This is a genomic window from Pseudomonas sp. 6D_7.1_Bac1 (genome assembly GCF_025465945.1).
Taxonomy (GTDB): Bacteria; Pseudomonadota; Gammaproteobacteria; order Pseudomonadales; family Pseudomonadaceae; genus Aquipseudomonas.
Genome location: NZ_JANLNW010000084.1, coordinates 152,744 through 171,393 on the forward strand (window position 1 = coordinate 152,744; position 18,650 = coordinate 171,393).

Sequence of the window (18,650 nt, forward strand, 5' to 3'; positions counted from 1 at the left end):
AGCGCTCTTACCGGGCCGAAGCGAGTTGAGTGAAGGCGGTACCGAACCATTGCTGCACGCCATGCATCGTCGCGGCAGAGGTATCGAGGAACGGTTGCGGGTAGACGCCGATGTAAATCAGCAGTGCTGCCAGTCCAACCACCATGATCAGTTCGCGAGCATCCATACCGTGCAGTACGGCGTCTGACTTGGACGGACCGAAGTAGGAGCGGTGAATCATGATCAGCGAGTAGACCGAACCGAACACCAGGCCTGCGGTCGCGATCACGGTGACCCATGGAGCGCTGGCGAAGGTGCCGATCAGGATCAGGAACTCACCGACGAAGTTACCGGTCACCGGCAAGCCCAGCGAGGCTGCCGCGAAGAACAGGCTGACGCCAGGCAGGTAGGCGATCTTCGACCACAGGCCGCCCATTTCACGCATGTCACGAGTGTGGGTGCGCTCGTAGAGCTGGCCGCAGAGGATAAAGAGTGCCGCTGCCGACAAGCCGTGCGCGAGCATCTGGATCACTGCGCCTTGCAGGGCCAACTGGCTGCCGGAGTAGATGCCGATCAGCACGAAACCCATGTGCGAAACGCTGGAGTACGCGACCAGACGCTTGATGTCGGTCTGGGCGAACGCCAGGAACGCACCGTAGAAGATCCCGACCAGACCCAGGGCCATGGCGAACGGCGCGAACTCGGCCGACGCGTTCGGGAACAACGGCAGGGCGAAACGCAGCAGACCGTACGCAGCGGTCTTCAGCAGAATGCCGGCCAGGTCAACGGAACCCGCGGTCGGTGCCTGTGCGTGAGCATCCGGCAACCAGGAGTGGAACGGCACTACCGGCAGCTTCACCGCGAAGGCAATGAAGAAGCCGAGCATCAGAACGTACTCGGTGGTCAGCGACATCTTGGTTTTCAACAGGTCGGCGTAGTTGAAAGTAATCACGCCTGTGCTGTTGAAGTTGACCAGTACCAGACCCAGGATCGCCACCAACATGATCAGGCCGCTGGCCTGAGTGAAGATGAAGAACTTGGTCGCCGCGTAGATCCGGGTTTTCTTGCCGTCCGAAGAACTGTGACCCCAGAGCGCGATGAGGAAGTACATCGGCACCAGCATCATTTCCCAGAAGAAGAAGAACATGAACAGGTCGAGGGCCAGGAACACGCCGACGACACCGCCCAGGATCCACATCAGGTTCAGGTGGAAGAAGCCAACGTGACGCTGGATCTCTTTCCACGAGCAGAGTACCGAGAGGACACCCAGCAGACCGGTCAGCATGATCATCAACAGCGACAGACCGTCGAGGGCCAGGTGCACGTTGATGCCAAAACGCTCGATCCAGACATGCTTGAACTCAAGCGCCCAGGTCGGATCGGCGCCAGGCGCCGGAGCAAAGGAATAGTTACCGTGGGCCCACAGCCAGAGGCCGAGAGCGAGTTCCAGGGTCATGGTCAACAGCGCAATCCAGCGGGGGAGGGTGGCGCCGAAGCGCTCACCCATCCAGCACAGCAGGCCGCCGATGAAGGGGATCAGGATTAGCCATGGCAGAATCATGACGGGCTCGTTTCCTTTCGCAAGTTCGCAAGGTTCATATCAGACCGCTACCAGCACGACAGCGCCGATAACCAGCACGGCACCAGCAGCCATCGAGGCGGCGTACCAACGCAGTTGACCCGTTTCGGTACGGCTCAGGGAGTTGTGACCCCCTTTGGCCAGACGCGGGATCAAACCGATGGTCTGGTCGAACGGGTCTTTGCGCAGCATGTGGCTCATCGCAAGGTATGGTTTGACGAACAGTTTGTCGTAGATCCAGTCGAAGCCCCAGGCCGCGAACCACCAGGCGCTCAGCAGACGGCCGATGCCACTGTTGGCGATGGCGGTCACGAAGCGACGCTTGCCGAGGAACAGCAGCGCGGCCAGCAGGATACCGGACAGGGCGATAGCGCCCGAGGCGATTTCCAGGCTGTGCTTGGCTTCGCCGCCGGCATGGCCAACGCTTTCCGGCAGCACGCCGTGCAGAGGTGGAACGATCATCGCGCCAATGGCGGTCGACAGCACGATCAGCACCGACAGTGGCAGCCAGTGAGCAATGCCGTGACCCGCGTGGGCTTCGGTCTTCACTTCACCGTGGAACGCGATGAAGATCAGGCGGAAGGTGTACAGCGACGTCATGAAGGCACCCACCAGACCTGCGTAGAGCAGACCGTGGTTACCGCTGGCGAAGGCTTCCCAGAGGATTTCGTCCTTGGAGTAGAAACCTGCGGTCACCAGTGGCAGGGCCGCGAGGGCCGCGCCGCCGACGATGAAGCTGGCGTAGGCCAGTGGCAGTTTCTTCCACAGACCGCCCATCTTGAAGATGTTCTGTTCGTGGTGGCAGGCAACGATCACCGAACCGGACGCAAGGAACAGCAGCGCCTTGAAGAAGGCGTGGGTCATCAGGTGGAAGATCGCACCTTCCCAGGCACCAACGCCCAGCGCCAGGAACATGTAGCCGATCTGGCTCATGGTCGAGTAGGCGAGGATACGTTTGATGTCGGTTTGTACCAGTGCCGCGAAACCGGCGAGCACCAGGGTCACACCGCCGACAATGCCAACCAGGTGCAGGATATCCGGCGCCAACGCAAACAGACCGTGTGTACGGGCGATCAGGTAGACACCGGCGGTCACCATGGTCGCGGCGTGGATCAGTGCCGAAACCGGGGTAGGACCGGCCATCGCATCCGCCAGCCAGGTTTGCAGCGGCAGTTGCGCGGATTTACCGACCGCACCGCCCAGCAGCATCAGGGTCGCCATGACGATCCAGAAGTCACCGGTCTTGAAGTGCTCAGGCGCTTTGACCAGCAGTTCCTGGATGTTCAGCGTGCCCAACTGTTGGAACAGGATGAACAGGCCGATGGCCATGAACACGTCGCCGACACGGGTGACGATGAAGGCTTTGAGTGCGGCGTTACCGTTGTTGCGGTTGCTGTAGTAGAAACCGATCAACAGGTAGCTGCACAGGCCCACGCCTTCCCAACCGAAGTACAGGAACAACAGGTTATCGCCCAGGACCAGGAACAGCATGCTGGCGATAAACAGGTTGGTGTAGGCGAAGAAGCGCGAGTAACCGTCTTCACCGCGCATGTACCAGGACGCGAACAGGTGGATCAAAAAGCCCACACCGACGACCACACCGAGCATGGTCACGGACAGACCATCCAGGTACAGAGCGAAGTTCGGCTTGAAATCACCTACCGACATCCACTGCCACAACACCTGGGTGACGTGACCGCCTTCAGGCGGCGCGACGTTGAACTGCCAGATCACATAAGCAGCAACGATCGCCGAGAGGCCGATGGAACCGACGCCGATCAGCGCCGAGAGGTTTTCCGAGAGGCGGCCGCGTGAGAACGACAGCAGCAGGAAACCGATCAGGGGGAATACGAAAGTCAGATAGAGAAGGTTCATCCGCGCATCTCGCTGGCAGCGTCGATATCGAGAGTGTGGAAGCGGCGATACAGCTGCAACAGAATCGCCAGGCCAATACTGGCCTCGGCGGCAGCAAGGCTGAGCACCAGGATGAACATGATCTGTCCATCCGGCTGCGCCCAGCGGCTACCGGCGACGATGAAGGCCAGACCCGAGGCGTTCATCATGATCTCCAGGCTCATCAGCACGAAGAGAATGTTGCGGCGCACCATCAGGCCAACCAGACCGAGGCAGAACAGGATGCCGGCAACCGCCAGGCCATGCTCCAATGGGATAGTACCGAGAGGGATAACAGGCATGGTCTACTCCTTCGCCTCGTTGCGGCCCAGGTGGAACGCCGTGACGGCTGCGGCGAGCAGCAGCATCGAGGCGAGTTCGACCACCAGCAGATAAGGACCGAACAGGCTGATGCCCACGGCCTTGGCGTCTACGGTGGTGTGGCCGATGCCGGTGCCGCTGGAATGACTGAACAGTACATACAGCAGTTCAGCCAGCAGCAGCGCGGCCAGTACGACTGGCCCCGCCCATATACCGGGTTTGAGCCAGACGCGCTCTTGCTGAGCCGAGGCCGGGCCCAGGTTCAGCATCATCACCACGAACACGAACAGCACCAGGATGGCACCGGCGTAGGCGATCACTTCCAGTACACCGGCGAATGGAGCGCCGAGACTGAAAAAGGTCATCGCCACCGCGAGCAGCGAAATAATCAGGTAGAGCAGGGCGTGCACGGGGTTGGTGTTGGTGATCACGCGAAGCGTGGACACAACGGCAACTCCTGACGCGAAATAGAAAGCGAATTCCATCTTTCTTCCTTAAGGCAGCAAGCTCTTCACGTTGATCGGTTGGGCTTCATTCTGCGCGGCGCCTTTCGGCTTACCGGCAATGGCCATACCTGCAACACGATAGAAGTTGTAGTCAGGGTTTTTACCGGGGCCGGAGATCAGCAGATCTTCTTTCTCGTAAACCAGATCCTGACGCTTGAACTCGGCCATTTCGAAATCCGGTGTCAGCTGGATCGCGGTGGTCGGGCAGGCTTCCTCGCAGAGGCCGCAGAAAATGCAGCGCGAGAAGTTGATACGGAAAAACTCCGGGTACCAGCGACCGTCTTCGGTTTCGGCTTTCTGCAGCGAGATGCAACCGACCGGGCATGCCACGGCGCACAGGTTGCAGGCTACACAACGCTCTTCGCCGTCGGGGTCGCGGGTCAGGACGATACGCCCACGGAAGCGCGGCGGCAGGTACACCGCCTCTTCCGGGTACTGCAGCGTGTCGCGCTTGCGGAAGGCGTGGCCGAATATCATCACCAGGCTGCGAAGCTGGGTGAAGAAGCCATGCACGATGTCAAAAATATACTTCATGATTCTCTATCCTCACTGAGCCGCGATGGCGGGCGTGTTGAGCAACACGATCGCAGCGGTCACCAGCATGTTGACGAGGGTCAGCGGCAGGCAGAACTTCCAGCTGAAGTCCATCACTTGGTCATACCGTGGGCGCGGGATCGAGGCGCGCAGCAGGATGAAGAACATGATGAAAAACGCGGTTTTCAGTGCGAACCAGATGAACGGGATCTGCGGCAGAATACCGAACGGACCGTGCCAGCCACCGAAGAATAGTGTCACCAGCAGCGCCGAAATCAAGACGATGCCGATGTACTCACCGACGAAGAACATGCCCCATTTCATGCCGGCGTATTCAATGTGGTAACCGTCGGCCAGTTCCTGCTCCGCTTCCGGCTGGTCGAACGGGTGACGGTGAGTCACGGCGACACCAGCAATGAAGAAGGTCAGGAAACCGAAGATCTGCGGAATGATGAACCACAGGTGCTGGGCTTGATAATCGACGATGTCGCGCATGTTGAACGAGCCGACCTGGATCACGATGCCCATCAACGACAGGCCCATGAACACTTCGTACGACACGGTTTGTGCCGAGGCCCGCAAGCTGCCCAACAGGGCGAACTTGTTGTTACTCGACCAGCCGGCGAACAGCACCGCGTAGACCGACAGACCGGCCATGGCGAAGAAGAACAGAATGCCGATGTTCAGGTCCGCGACACCCCAGGTCGGGGTGATCGGGATGATCGCGAAGGCAATCAGCAAGGCGCTCATGGCCACGACCGGCGCCAGGGTGAAGATCACCTTGTCGGCGAACGGCGGCGTCCAGTCTTCCTTGAAGAACATCTTGATCATGTCGGCGGCGATCTGGAACGCGCCGAACGGGCCGACGCGGTTCGGACCGTAACGGTCCTGCCAGAGGGCGAGCAAACGACGCTCGACCCAGCTCAACAGCGCGCCACACACCACCACGGCGAGCAGGATCACGATGGCCTTGAGCACCGCGATGATTACGTCGATCACTTCAGGAGTGAACAAGGTCATTGAGCTGCCTCCTGCAGACCGTCAACGGATTTGCCAAAGATGGCCGGCGGAATGCCAGCGATACCCGCAGGCAACGCCACCAGACCCGCACCCAGCTCTTCGTTGATTCGCAGCGGCAGACGCAGGGTCTGGCCGGCAACGTTCAAGCTCAGCATGGCACCGTCATTGACGCCCAGACGATCGGCTTCGGACTTGGCCAGCGACACATAAGCGGCCGGAATGCGTTCCTGGACCGGCGCGGCTTTCGAAGAGTTCTCTTCGCTGCCGAACAGGTGATAGAACGGCACAACCTGCCAGGTCCCTTGAGCCGGGTTGAATGCACGCGGAACACTGGCAAACCAGTTCAGCGAATCACCCTGGCTTTCGATCAGGCGAGCACCTGGATCGCCAGCGCGAATGTGACCACCGACTTCGTCCTGGAACTTGTTCCAGGCTTGCGGCGAGTTCCAGCCCGGCGACCAGGCGAATGGCACTTGCTGGCGCGGTTCGACAGAGCCCGAGTAACCTTCCATGGAGAACGAGAACGCCGTGTCGTTGTCCTGGGAAGTACGCGGCTCGTGTACGCTGATGTCGGCGCGCATGGCGGTGCGGCCGCTGTAACGCAGCGGTTCGCGCGCCAGTTTCAGGCCTTTGATCCGGAACGAAGCAGACGGTGCGGCGTTGACGATACCGGCCAGTTGCGAATTGCTTGCAGCGCAGGCAGCGGTGACATGGTCCAGTTGGGTCCAGTCGATCGGCTGGTTCAGCAGGGTCGAGCGCAGGGCATGCAGCCAGCGCCAGCCTTCGTGAACCAGGATGCTCGCATCGAGGTACGTCGGGTCGAAGACCTGGAAGAAGCGCTGGGCGCGACCTTCCTGGCTGACCAGCGTACCGTCGCCTTCGGCGAAGCTGGCGGCTGGCAGCACCAGGTGCGCGCGATCGCTGGTAGCGGTTTTCTGATGGTCGGCCACAATCACGACTTTCGCGGCGGTCAGGGCAGCATCGACACGGGCTTTGTCGGTACGGGTGTACAGATCGTTTTCCAGCACCACGATGGCATCGGCTTTACCGTCAATCACCGCTTGCAGGGCTGCGTCGACCGATTCGCCACCGAGCATGGCCAGGCCGAGGCTGTTGGCCTCTGGCACGATCAGGCTGATGGAACCGTTCTTCTCGCGCAGCTTCAGGGCTTTGGCGATGTTCGCCGCAGCTTCGATCAAGGCTTTGGAGCCCAGCGAAGTACCGGCGATGATCAGCGGGCGCTTGGCCGCCAGCAAGGCGTTGGCGATGCGCTGAGCCAGTTCGAGGGCTTCAGTGTCCAGGCCTTCAACGGCTGGAGCGCTGGCGTCGAGGGCGTGAGCCACGGCGAAACCGATACGTGCCAGGTCGTCTGGGGCGGCGTGAACGCATTCTTCAGCCACGTCGTCGAGCTTGGTTTCAGCCAGGCTTGCGATAAACAGCGGGTTCAGCGCGTGCTGACCGATGTTTTTCACCGCCGCGTCGAGCCAAGGCTGAACGCGCATGGCGTCGGCCATGTCTTCGGCTTTGCCTTTGACCGACTGACGCAGGGCCAGGGCCATACGCGCAGCGGTCTGGGTCAGGTCTTCACCGAGGACGAAGATCGCATCGTGGTCTTCGACGTCGCGCATGTTCGGAATCGGCAGCGGGCTGTCTTTCAACACCTGCATGACCAGACGAATGCGTTCCAGCTCAGCAGCTTCGATGCCTGAGTAGAAGTGCTCGGCACCGACCAGTTCGCGCAGGGCGTAGTTGCTTTCAAGGCTGGCACGCGGCGAACCGATGCCGACGATGTTGCGACCGCGCAGCAGGTCAGCGGCTTTATCCAGCGCTTCGTCCAGGCTCAGCTTCGCGCCATTGGCCAGCAGTGGCTGACGTGGGCGATCTTCGCGGTTGACGTAGCCATAGCCGAAACGGCCACGGTCGCACAGGAAGTACTGGTTTACCGAACCGTTGAAACGGTTTTCGATACGGCGCAGTTCGCCGTAGCGTTCACCCGGGCTGATGTTGCAACCGCTGGAGCAACCATGGCAGATGCTCGGCGAGAACTGCATGTCCCACTTGCGGTTGTAGCGCTCGGAGTGAGTCTTGTCGGTGAACACACCGGTCGGGCAGACCTCGGTGAGGTTGCCGGAGAACTCGCTTTCCAGGGTGCCGTCTTCAACACGACCGAAGTACACGTTGTCGTGGGCGCCGAATACGCCGAGGTCAGTACCGCCGGCGTAGTCTTTATAGAAGCGTACGCAGCGATAGCAGGCGATGCAGCGGTTCATTTCGTGGGAAATGAACGGGCCCAGTTGCTGGTTCTGGTGGGTACGCTTGGTGAAGCGGTAACGGCGCTCGTTGTGGCCGGTCATTACCGTCATGTCTTGCAGGTGACAGTGACCGCCTTCTTCGCACACCGGGCAGTCGTGCGGGTGGTTGGTCATCAGCCATTCGACGACGCTGGCGCGAAACACTTTGGCTTCTTCGTCATCGATGGAGATCCAGCTGCCATCGGTCGCAGGGGTCATGCAGGACATGACGATACGACCACGCTTGTCGTTTTCGTCGGTGTACTGCTTGACTGCGCACTGGCGGCAAGCGCCAACGCTGCCGAGGGCGGGGTGCCAGCAGAAATAAGGGATATCGAGGCCTAGCGACAGACATGCCTGTAACAGGTTGTCTGCCCCATCGACTTCGAGCTCTTTGCCGTCTACGTGGATAGTGGCCATGGTTCAAAGTTCTTCGTTGGCCCGGTGTCAGCGGGCGTGGCTAATGGAATCTTGTTATTCGCCCGACTCTAAACAGCCTGTAAAAGGCGTCATCGGACGAAAGGCGAAGGGCACGGACCCTTCGCCTTTTTTAAAGCGTTAAGCGCCGACTACGATCGGCCTTGCCAGAGGCGGGACGACGGCGCTGGTGGGCGCGATGCCGGCTTCGAACTCTGGACGGAAATACTTGATGGCACTGCCCAACGGCTCCACGGCGCCCGGTGCGTGAGCACAGAAGGTCTTGCCTGGGCCGAGGAAGCCGACCAGACCCAGCAGGGTCTCGATGTCGCCGGCTTGCCCTTCACCGTTCTCGATGGCGCGCAGTAGCTTGACGCTCCATGGCAAACCGTCACGGCACGGGGTGCAGAAACCGCACGACTCACGGGAGAAGAACTCTTCCATGTTGCGCAGCAGGGACACCATGTTGACGCTGTCGTCCACCGCCATGGCCAGGCCGGTACCCATACGGGTGCCCACTTTGGCGATGCCGCCGGCGTACATTTGTGCGTCCAGGTGTTCCGGCAACAGGAAGCCGGTACCGGCGCCGCCTGGCTGCCAGCACTTGAGCTTGTAACCGTCGCGCATGCCGCCAGCGTAGTCTTCGAACAGCTCGCGAGCGGTCACGCCGAATGGCAGTTCCCACAGGCCAGGGTTCTTCACTTTGCCGGAGAAGCCCATTAGCTTGGTGCCGTGGTCTTCGCTGCCTTCGCGAGCGAGGGATTTGTACCAGTCCACGCCGTCAGCAATGATTGCCGGCACGTTGCACAGCGTTTCTACGTTGTTCACGCAGGTCGGCTTGCCCCAGACACCAACGGCAGCAGGGAAGGGCGGCTTGGAGCGCGGGTTGGCTCGGCGGCCTTCGAGGGAGTTGATCAGTGCGGTTTCTTCACCGCAGATGTAACGCCCGGCACCGGTGTGGACGAACAGTTCGAAATCGAAACCGCTGCCCAGGATGTTCTTGCCCAACAGGCCCGCAGCCTTGGCTTCTTCCACGGCACGGTTCAGGTGCTTGGCGGCGGTGGTGTATTCGCCACGCAGGAAGATGTAGCCACGGTAGGTTTTCAGTGCGCGAGCACTGATCAGCATGCCTTCGATCAGCAGATGGGGCAGTTGCTCCATCAGCATGCGGTCTTTCCAGGTGTTGGGTTCCATTTCATCCGCGTTGCACAGCAGGTAGCGGATGTTGATGGATTCGTCTTTGGGCATCAGGCCCCACTTCACGCCAGTGGGGAAGCCCGCGCCGCCGCGACCCTTGAGGCCTGCGTCCTTGACGGTCTGGACGATATCGTCCTGGGACATATCGGCGAAGGCTTTACGCGCTGCCGCGTAGCCATTCTTGGCCTGGTACTCGTCGAGCCAGACTGCCTCGCCGTCGTCACGCAGACGCCAGGTCAGCGGGTGGGTCTCTGCGCTGCGCTTGATGCGGTTGGCAGGGCCGAAGGAAGTCAGGGTCATACGTAGCCCTCGAGCAATTTGGCAACGCCGGCAGGCTGCACATCACCGAATGTGTCGTCGTCGATCATCAACGCCGGCGCCTTGTCGCAGTTGCCGAGGCAGCAGACCGGCAGCAGGGTGAAACGACCGTCGGCGGTGGTTTGACCCAGGCCGATACCCAACTTGCCCTGGATTTCGCTGACCACCGACTCGTGGCCACCGATGTAGCAGACCATGCTGTCGCAGACGCGAATGATGTGACGGCCCACGGGCTGACGGAAGATCTGGCTGTAGAACGTCGCCACGCCTTCAACGTCGCTGGCCGGGATGCCAAGGATCTCGCCGATGGCGTAGAGCGCGCCGTCAGGCACCCAGCCACGTTCCTTCTGGACGATCTTCAGGGCTTCGATCGACGCCGCGCGCGGGTCTTCGTAGTGATGCAGCTCGTGCTCGATGGCCGAGCGCTCGGTTTCGCTCAAGGCGAAACGGTCTGTCTGGATAAGCGTGCTGTTCATGCTTAGCGGTCCACGTCGGCCATAACGAAGTCGATACTACCCAGGTACGCGATCAAGTCCGCGACCATGCTGCCTTTGATCACCGAAGGGATCTGTTGCAGATGCGGGAAGCTTGGGGTGCGAATCCGGGTGCGGTAGCTCATGGTGCCGCCATCGCTCGTCAGGTAATAACTGTTGATGCCCTTGGTCGCTTCAATCATCTGGAAGGATTCGTTGGCCGGCATGACCGGGCCCCACGAAACTTGCAGGAAGTGCGTGATCAAGGTCTCGATGTGCTGCAGCGTGCGCTCTTTGGGCGGCGGCGTGGTCAGCGGGTGATCCGCCTTGTACGGGCCTTCCGGCATGTTGCGCAGGCACTGGTCGATGATCTTGATGCTCTGGCGCATTTCTTCGACGCGCACGATGCAACGATCATAGGCATCGCCATTGGCCGCCAGCGGTACTTCGAATTCGAAGTTCTCGTAGCCGGAGTACGGACGGGCTTTACGCAGGTCGAAATCGCAACCGGTGGAGCGCAAGCCAGCACCGGTGACGCCCCATTCCAGGGCCTCTTTGGTGTTGTAGGCGGCGACGCCGATGGTCCGGCCACGCAGGATGCTGTTGTCCAGAGCGGCTTTCTGGTATTCGTCCAGACGCTTTGGCATCCACTCGACGAAGTCCTTGACCAGTTTTTGCCAGCCGCGTGGCAGGTCGTGAGCGACGCCGCCGATGCGGTACCAGGCCGGGTGCAGACGGAAGCCGGTGATGGCTTCGATCACCGTGTACGCCTTCTGGCGGTCGGTGAAGGTGAAGAACACCGGGGTCATGGCGCCGACGTCCTGGATGTACGTACCCAGGAACAGCAGGTGGCTGGTGATCCGGAAGAACTCGGCCATCATGATGCGGATGACGTCGACCTTCTCTGGCACTTTGATGCCGGCCAGCTTCTCGACCGAGAGCACGTACGGCAGGTTGTTCATCACGCCGCCGAGGTAGTCGATACGGTCGGTGTACGGGATGAAGCTATGCCAGGACTGACGCTCGGCCATTTTCTCGGCACCACGGTGGTGGTAGCCGACGTCCGGTACGCAGTCGACGATCTCTTCGCCGTCCAGTTGCAGAATGATACGGAACGCACCGTGAGCCGAAGGGTGGTTAGGACCCAGGTTGAGGAACATGTAGTCCTCGTTCGGGCCGGAACGCTTCATGCCCCAGTCTTCAGGCTTGAAGCGCGCGGCTTCTTCCTCAAGCTGATGCTTGGCCAGCGTCAGGCTGTACGGGTCGAACTCGGTCGCGCGGGCCGGGAAGTCCTTGCGCAGCGGGTGACCTTCCCAGGTCGGCGGCATCATGATGCGGGTCAGGTGCGGGTGGCCGGCAAAGTTGATGCCGTACATGTCCCACACTTCACGCTCGTACCAGTTGGCGTTCGGCCAGATACCGGTCACGGTCGGCAAGCTGAGGTCGCTTTCGGACAAGGCGACCTTGATCATTACGTCACTATTACGTTCGAGCGACATCAAGTGATAGAACACAGTGAAGTCGGCACCGCTCGGCAGCCCTTGACGCTTGGTGCGCAGACGCTCGTCCACGCCATGCAGGTCATAGAGCATGACGTACGGCTTGGGCAGATTGCGCAGGAAGGTCAGGACTTCGACGAGTTTGGCGCGGGCAACCCAAAGCACCGGCATGCCGGTGCGGGTGGCCTGGGCGCTGAACGCCTCAGGGCCAAAACGGTTGTTCAATTCGACGACCACATCCTGGTCGTCTGCCTTGTAAGGCGGGATGTACAGAGCACTGCCTGTAGTCATGGTTTTTTTATCGCTTTCGGTCAACGTAAAGAATGAAGCCAGTTTCTCGTTTCTTTGCAGGAACAGATCTGGATCAGACTTCGTCGGGGCTGCGCAGGTTGGTTACCTGAATACGCTGTTCGCGGCGCTGTTCCTTTTGCGACGGCATCTCGGCGCGATAAACGCCTTGATCACCAACGACCCAGGAAAGTGGGCGACGCTCCTGGCCAATCGACTCCTGCAACAGCATCAAGCCTTGCAGAAAAGCTTCAGGGCGGGGCGGGCAGCCAGGCACGTAGACGTCCACGGGCAGGAACTTGTCCACCCCTTGAACGACGGAGTAGATGTCGTACATGCCACCGGAGTTGGCGCACGAACCCATGGAGATAACCCACTTCGGCTCGAGCATTTGCTCGTAGAGACGCTGAATGATCGGCGCCATCTTGATGAAGCAGGTTCCGGCAATAACCATGAAATCCGCCTGACGCGGCGATGCCCGGATAACCTCGGCGCCGAAGCGTGCGATGTCGTGGGGCGCCGTGAAGGCGGTGGTCATTTCCACATAGCAGCACGAAAGACCGAAGTTATACGGCCACAGGGAGTTCTTACGCCCCCAGTTGATCGTGCCGTTAAGCACGTCTTCGAGCTTGCCCATGAAAATGTTTTTGTGGACTTGATCTTCTAACGGATCGGAAACGGTTTCCCGTTCGCCGATCGGGTACTGCTCGTTAGGAGCATCCGGGTCGATCCTGGTGAGATTGTATTGCATTGCCAAAGCCTCATTGTTTCAGCTTCGCCTGCCGCTTACGACGAGCTGCCGGGGCCCAATCAAGCGCCCCCACTCGAAATAGGTAGACAAGACCTGCCAACAGAATTGCTATGAAAACGAGAGCTTCGACGAATCCGGTCCAGCCGCTTTCGCGGACGGACACAGACCAGGCAAAGAGAAAAAGGGCTTCGATATCGAAGATCACGAAAAGCATCGCGACCAGATAGAATTTGGCTGAGAGCCGCAAGCGGGCGCCACCGGTAGGTAGCATGCCGGACTCGAACGGTTCGTTTTTGCTGCGGCCCCAGGCTTTTGACCCGAGGAGGCTGGAGACGCCGAGCATGAAGGCGCAAAGGCCGCCGACACCCAGAAGGAAAATGGCAAAGCCCCAGTTGTGGGCCATGAGTCCTGTCGCTTCGGGCATGCTGGTAATCCTTAACAGAGAGCAAAGGTCTCTGAGCTTGAAAAGAAACAAAGCAGTGACGATATGTCGCAGCAATCAATCGCGGTGATTTTATGGCTAAACACCGAGCAAGTAAATTTTCTGTGGCGAAATTATTTATAAGAATAAGGACATAGCGCGCCTCCGCAAGCCTGCAGCCCATGCGGTTCGGGCATTAGCCGGCATTTCATCAATTATGTTTTGTAGGGAATGTAACGAACATAGTTGCGTCTAAATGATAATCAATATTGTTTGAGGTGGTTTTTAAACTGTTTAACGGGTGGATGGCCGGGAAGTTGTCTTATATAGCTGTTACTGCAAGTAGCAGCAGCGCCCGTTTTACCGCGTTTTTCTGATCGCGGTAGCGCGCTGGATCAATGTTTTGCCTCGTGGCGCCACCGTCCTCTTGTGGGAGCGGGGATTTGTGGTGACTGGTGAGTCCGGGGCAAAAAAAACGCCCCGAACCAGTCGGGGCGTCAGATGTGCGGCATTCCGGTTAGCTTTCTATTCGGTCCGGAAGGGCCGTTTGCTCAGGCGAATCGGATCAGTGGAACTGTTCTTCTTCGGTGGAACCGGTCAGCGCGGTAACCGAAGACGAGCCGCCCTGAATCACGGTGGTCATGTCGTCGAAGTAGCCGGTGCCCACTTCCTGCTGGTGAGCCACGAAGGTGTAACCCTTGGCAGCGTCAGCGAATTCCTGCTCTTGCAGCTTCACGTAGGCAGTCATGTCGTTGCGGGCGTAGTCGTGCGCCAGGTTGAACATGCTGTGCCACATGTTGTGAATGCCGGCCAGGGTGATGAACTGGTGCTTGTAGCCCATGGCGGACAGTTCGCGCTGGAACTTGGCGATGGTCGCGTCGTCCAGGTTTTTCTTCCAGTTGAAGGAAGGCGAGCAGTTGTACGACAGCAGTTGGTCCGGGTATTCCTTTTTGATCGCCTCAGCGAAGCGACGGGCTTCGTCCAGATCCGGCTTGGCGGTTTCACACCAGATCAGGTCGGCGTACGGCGCGTAGGCCAGGCCGCGAGCGATTGCCTGGTCCAGGCCGGCGCGTACTTTGTAGAAGCCTTCCTGGGTGCGCTCGCCAGTCACGAATGGCTGGTCGTACGGGTCGCAGTCGGAAGTCAGCAGGTCAGCAGCGTTAGCGTCGGTACGGGCCAGGATGATGGTCGGAGTACCGGCAACGTCAGCCGCCAGACGGGCAGCGGTCAGCTTCTGTACGGCTTCTTGAGTTGGAACCAGTACCTTGCCGCCCATGTGGCCGCATTTTTTCACAGAAGCCAGTTGGTCTTCGAAGTGAACGCCGGCAGCGCCTGCTTCGATCATGCTCTTCATCAGCTCGTAGGCGTTCAGGACGCCACCGAAACCGGCTTCAGCGTCGGCAACGATCGGTGCGAAGTAGTCGATGTAACCTGCGTCGCCCGGGTTCTTGCCGGCTTTCCACTGGATCTGGTCAGCGCGACGGAACGCGTTGTTGATGCGCTTGACCACGGTCGGTACGGAGTCGACCGGGTACAGCGACTGGTCCGGGTACATCGATTCTGCAGAGTTGTTGTCTGCAGCAACCTGCCAGCCCGACAGGTAGATCGCCTGGATACCGGCTTTAACCTGTTGTACAGCCTGGCCGCCGGTCAGGGCACCCATGCAGTTGACGAAGTCTTTCTCAGGGCGGAAGGCTGGCTTGGCACCCTGGGTTACCAGGTTCCAGAGCTTCTCGGCGCCCATTTTTGCAAAGGTGTGCTCAGGTTGAACCGAGCCACGCAGACGGACGACGTCAGCAGCGGAGTAAGTGCGCGTCACGCCTTTCCAGCGCGGGTTTTCAGCCCAGTCTTTTTCGAGGGCTGCAATTTGCTGTTCGCGTGTCAGTGCCATGGAGATAAACCTCGTCGCGTCTTTTGTGGAAAGTGGTTCTTGGGTGGAAAATTCCAGTTGCCAGATACGCAGGTTTGAAAAGTTGCGTAGGTGGCTGCTCGCTGACCAGAAGCTTAGGCGGTCAAGTCGGGTTTGGCGGGGAAGGCGACGGGATGAACGATAGGCTCGAGGATGAAAGCTGAGCAGGTAAGGGCGAGCTGGCGGGCGTATTCGGGCGTCGTGGGCCTTTATACGATCATCAGTGTGTTGCCGGGCTACCTATTACGCTTCCGTCCCTCGGGACAACTTCGTTCCAGTCGCAACCTCGTCAAACACACCTTGTGGGCGGTACAGACACGAATCGGCTCAGGTCGGTAAGGTGAGAGCAACGATTCGAAAGCCCTTGCCAGGGCCTCTGATTAGCGGGAGCGAGGCCATCATGCCTTTGCTTTTTTGGCTCGTCAAACATTTTGTAGTGCTTTTTTTCAAGCACTACATCTTTGGTCTAATACGACTAATCAGTCAGTTTTCGGTGTGTTAGTCCAGGGTGTCGACTTTCACCCGCAACGTCATGTCATCCCGGCCTTGAGTCGAGTAGCTGCGGGTCAGACGCTGTTTGTCGGCTTGCGTCTGGCGGTTGACGCCGGCCAGAGTGATCCATTCGCCCAAGCGACCACTGACGGTTGTGTCGGTGCTTTGCACGTTCACTACATCGGGACGATCCTGGCTCATGCGGTCACGGTTGGTACTGATCGACAGGTGAACGATGTCGCCGGTGACGCTGGCAGTGACATAGAAACCCTGGGTGACATTGCGGTACTGGGTCTGGCTTTGCAGGTGGGCGTAGTTGTTGGGCAGGTTTTGCGGGGAGGCGGAGGTGTTGGTCGGGCTTTGCGCACTGCCGGAAGTGCTGGTCCGGTTTTGCGGGCTGCCGGAGGTGTTGGTCTGGTTTGGCAGGCTGGCGTAGGCATCGGTCTGGGTGCTGGTCAGCGGCACGCTCTGGCCAACCTGGATCAGCGCCGGTGTGCCTTCGTTGGTCTGGACCTGCTGGATGCCGCCTTCGCGGCTGTCGGTGCTGTAGGTGATGACCTGCGTCTGCTGATCGGCGTTGTTTTGCTGATTGTTTTCGTTGGTGTCGACGGTGATCAGCAGGCGTTTTGGCGCGGTGTCGAGCTGTGCGATCAAGGCTTTGAGTTCGTCGATCTTGTCGGGTTCGGCGTTGACGATCAGTTGGTTGCCGTAAGCGCTGACCTTGCCGTCCCTGCCGATAAAATTCTGCGCAACCGGCAGCAGGTCGGCGCTGGTGCGATTGTTGAGCTGCACCACCTCGGTAGCGGCAATGACCGAAAAACTGCAGGTCAGCAGCAGTGTGGTGAGCAGGGTGCGTAGGGACATGTCCGTTATCTCCGCGATCAAAGGCTTGATATTGCCAGTTTGTCGGCCTGCGGTGGGGCAAGTTGAATCCTGGACAGCAAAACGCCCCGCTACCTGAGGATAGCGGGGCGTTTTGTGGTGTTGCTGGCGTGTACTTGTGGCGAGGGAGCTTGCTCCCGCTGGGCTGCGCAGCAGCCCTAATAATTTGGGGGCCGCTTCGCGACCCAGCGGGAGCAAGCTCCCTCGCCACAGGAAATCATCCCTCGCGCACCATGTCGACGTGCGGAATTCCTGCTTCGAGGAACTCCTCACTGACCACGGTAAAGCCCAGGCGCTCATAGAACGCCGTGGCCTGCACCTGGGCACTCAGCATCTGCTGCTTGAGCCCGCGTTTCTCGGCTTCACCGATCACTGCTTGCATCAGTGCGTCGCCGACCTTCAGGCCGCGCCAGTCCTTGAGCACCGACACCCGGCCGATGTGGCCGTCGGGCAGCAGGCGGGCGGTGCCAATCGGAAAATCGCCTTCGAAGGCGAGGAAATGCACGGCGCTCGCGTCGTCGGCATCCCATTCCAGTTCGGGTGGAACGGATTGCTCGGCGATGAACACCGCTTCACGAATGCGCCGGATCTCGGCGATATCCTTTTGCCAGTCTGCGACACGTACGTGAATTTTATTCATCAGCAAACCCCAGGCTACCTTGCTTGACCAGTTCGCACAGCAGGCCGCGGCCGTCTTCGTCTTTCAGCCAATGGCCAAGGTTGTCGACGTGCAGCGCATCGGCAGCGCAAATCATTTTCAGCAGCTCGCGCAGCTTGCCCGGCAGATAACGGCTCTGGCCGCTGGCGAACAGCAGCAGGTCGTCGTCGACTTCGGACCAGGCCAGGCGTGCGCTTGGGTTACGAATCAGTACGGCGCCTTGCTCAAGACTGCTCAGTAGATCGTCTTCTTCCAGTTCCGGGCCGACCACCAGTTCCGGGTAGCGTGGCTCGGTCATGAACTGGCCGAACCAGGTCAGCAGCAGGCGCTCGTCGCTCATGTGCTCGGCCAGCAGGCTTTTCAAGCGGTCGAGTGCGTCATGCTGGATCTGGTGCGGGTCGATTGCTGGCTGCGCGTCGGCATCGGTGTAGCGTTCTTCGTCAGGCAGGAACTGGCTGAGGAAGTCGGTGAAGTGGGTCAGCACTTCAGCGGCGCTTGGGGCGCGGAAGCCGACCGAGTAGGTCATGCAGTCGTCGATGGCCACGCCGCAGTGGGCCAGGCGCGGCGGCAGGTAAAGCATGTCGCCCGGTTCCAGAGTCCACTCGTCGGTGGCTTCGAAGTCCGCCAGGATGCGCAAGTCGGCATGTTGCAGTAGCGGGCTCTCGGAGTCGCACATCTGGCCGATTTTCCAGTTGCGCTTGCCGTGGCCCTGCAGCAGGAATACGTCGTAGTTATCGAAGTGCGGGCCAACGCTGCCACCGGGGGCGGCGAAGCTGATCATCACGTCGTCGATGCGCCAGCTCGGCAGGAAGCGGAAGTGCTCCAGCAGCTCGCTGACTTCCGGAACGAACTGGTCGACAGCCTGCACCAGCAGGGTCCACTCGCGCTCTGGCAGCTTGCTGAATTCGTCTTCGGCAAAGGGGCCGCGACGCAGCTCCCAGGGACGCTCGCCGTGCTCGATGACCAGGCGCGATTCGACTTCTTCTTCCAGTGCCAGACCGGCCAGTTCGTCGGCGTCGATCGGGCTTTCGAAGTCAGGGATCGCCTGGCGGATCAGCAGCGGTTTCTTCTGCCAGTAGTCGCGCAGGAATTCCCGTGCCGTGATGCCGCCTAGAAGTTGAAGTGGAGTATCAGGATTCATGTGTAACCTATTGAAAAAAAGCACTTTTCAGACGGGAATAAAAACGCCCGGCGCTGCCGGGCGTCTCAAAGGGTCAAGCGG

16 protein-coding genes are annotated in these 18,650 nt (G+C 59.8%); all 16 read right to left on the reverse strand.

All coding sequences use genetic code 11. The annotated features are described in order from the left end of the window. Positions 1–7: 7 nt before the first annotated feature. The 16 genes from nuoM to NTD87_RS27435 all read right to left on the reverse strand — a co-directional run bounded on the left by nuoM (position 8) and on the right by NTD87_RS27435 (position 18,569). Positions 8–1,540, reverse strand: coding sequence for an NADH-quinone oxidoreductase subunit M (gene nuoM, locus NTD87_RS27360; protein ID WP_262117287.1), 1,533 nt, complete (start codon positions 1,538–1,540; stop codon positions 8–10). A gap of 39 nt (positions 1,541–1,579) precedes the next feature. Further along, positions 1,580–3,433: an NADH-quinone oxidoreductase subunit L gene (gene nuoL / locus NTD87_RS27365; protein WP_262117288.1), complete on the reverse strand. Its 1,854-nt coding sequence runs from the start codon at positions 3,431–3,433 to the stop codon at positions 1,580–1,582. Further along, entirely contained in the window at positions 3,430–3,753 is a 324-nt protein-coding gene (nuoK, locus tag NTD87_RS27370; protein ID WP_262117289.1) for an NADH-quinone oxidoreductase subunit NuoK, read from the reverse strand. Before nuoK ends, nuoL begins: the two co-directional genes overlap by 4 nt. Before the next feature lie 3 nt (positions 3,754–3,756). Next, entirely contained in the window at positions 3,757–4,257 is a 501-nt protein-coding gene (nuoJ, locus tag NTD87_RS27375) for an NADH-quinone oxidoreductase subunit J (RefSeq protein WP_262117290.1), read from the reverse strand. A 9-nt stretch (positions 4,258–4,266) separates the two neighbouring features. Beyond that, the gene (gene nuoI, locus NTD87_RS27380) at positions 4,267–4,812 is read right to left on the reverse strand and encodes an NADH-quinone oxidoreductase subunit NuoI (RefSeq protein WP_262117291.1); all 546 of its coding nucleotides are present in this window, start codon (positions 4,810–4,812) and stop codon (positions 4,267–4,269) included. Positions 4,813–4,824: 12 nt separating this feature from the next. Next, a complete protein-coding gene (gene nuoH / locus NTD87_RS27385; protein ID WP_262117292.1) occupies positions 4,825–5,832 on the reverse strand; it encodes an NADH-quinone oxidoreductase subunit NuoH in 1,008 nt (335 codons plus the stop codon). Further along, positions 5,829–8,543 carry an NADH-quinone oxidoreductase subunit NuoG gene (nuoG, locus tag NTD87_RS27390; RefSeq protein ID WP_262117293.1) on the reverse strand — a complete coding sequence of 905 codons (2,715 nt, stop codon included), beginning with the start codon at positions 8,541–8,543 and terminating at the stop codon, positions 5,829–5,831. Before nuoG ends, nuoH begins: the two co-directional genes overlap by 4 nt. 138 nt (positions 8,544–8,681) lie before the next feature. Next, positions 8,682–10,037, reverse strand: a complete 1,356-nt coding sequence (gene nuoF, locus NTD87_RS27395) for an NADH-quinone oxidoreductase subunit NuoF (protein ID WP_262117294.1) — start codon at positions 10,035–10,037, stop codon at positions 8,682–8,684. Then, on the reverse strand, positions 10,034–10,531 hold the full coding sequence (nuoE, locus tag NTD87_RS27400; protein WP_121132711.1) for an NADH-quinone oxidoreductase subunit NuoE: 498 nt from the start codon (positions 10,529–10,531) through the stop codon (positions 10,034–10,036). Before nuoE ends, nuoF begins: the two co-directional genes overlap by 4 nt. Before the next feature lie 2 nt (positions 10,532–10,533). Further along, complete coding sequence (gene nuoC, locus NTD87_RS27405; RefSeq protein WP_262117295.1) at positions 10,534–12,318, reverse strand: NADH-quinone oxidoreductase subunit C/D; 1,785 nt, start codon at positions 12,316–12,318, stop codon at positions 10,534–10,536. 73 nt (positions 12,319–12,391) lie between these two features. Further along, positions 12,392–13,066, reverse strand: coding sequence for a NuoB/complex I 20 kDa subunit family protein (locus tag NTD87_RS27410; protein WP_071550701.1), 675 nt, complete (start codon positions 13,064–13,066; stop codon positions 12,392–12,394). A gap of 10 nt (positions 13,067–13,076) precedes the next feature. Beyond that, entirely contained in the window at positions 13,077–13,490 is a 414-nt protein-coding gene (locus NTD87_RS27415; RefSeq protein WP_095079282.1) for an NADH-quinone oxidoreductase subunit A, read from the reverse strand. 562 nt (positions 13,491–14,052) lie between these two features. Then, positions 14,053–15,378 carry an isocitrate lyase gene (aceA, locus tag NTD87_RS27420; protein WP_095079283.1) on the reverse strand — a complete coding sequence of 442 codons (1,326 nt, stop codon included), beginning with the start codon at positions 15,376–15,378 and terminating at the stop codon, positions 14,053–14,055. A 516-nt stretch (positions 15,379–15,894) separates the two neighbouring features. Beyond that, positions 15,895–16,752: a secretin N-terminal domain-containing protein gene (locus NTD87_RS27425; protein WP_262117296.1), complete on the reverse strand. Its 858-nt coding sequence runs from the start codon at positions 16,750–16,752 to the stop codon at positions 15,895–15,897. Between the two features lie 235 nt (positions 16,753–16,987). Further along, entirely contained in the window at positions 16,988–17,410 is a 423-nt protein-coding gene (locus NTD87_RS27430) for a GNAT family N-acetyltransferase (protein WP_262117297.1), read from the reverse strand. Then, positions 17,403–18,569: a cupin domain-containing protein gene (locus NTD87_RS27435; RefSeq protein WP_262117298.1), complete on the reverse strand. Its 1,167-nt coding sequence runs from the start codon at positions 18,567–18,569 to the stop codon at positions 17,403–17,405. Before NTD87_RS27435 ends, NTD87_RS27430 begins: the two co-directional genes overlap by 8 nt. Positions 18,570–18,650: the final 81 nt, after the last annotated feature.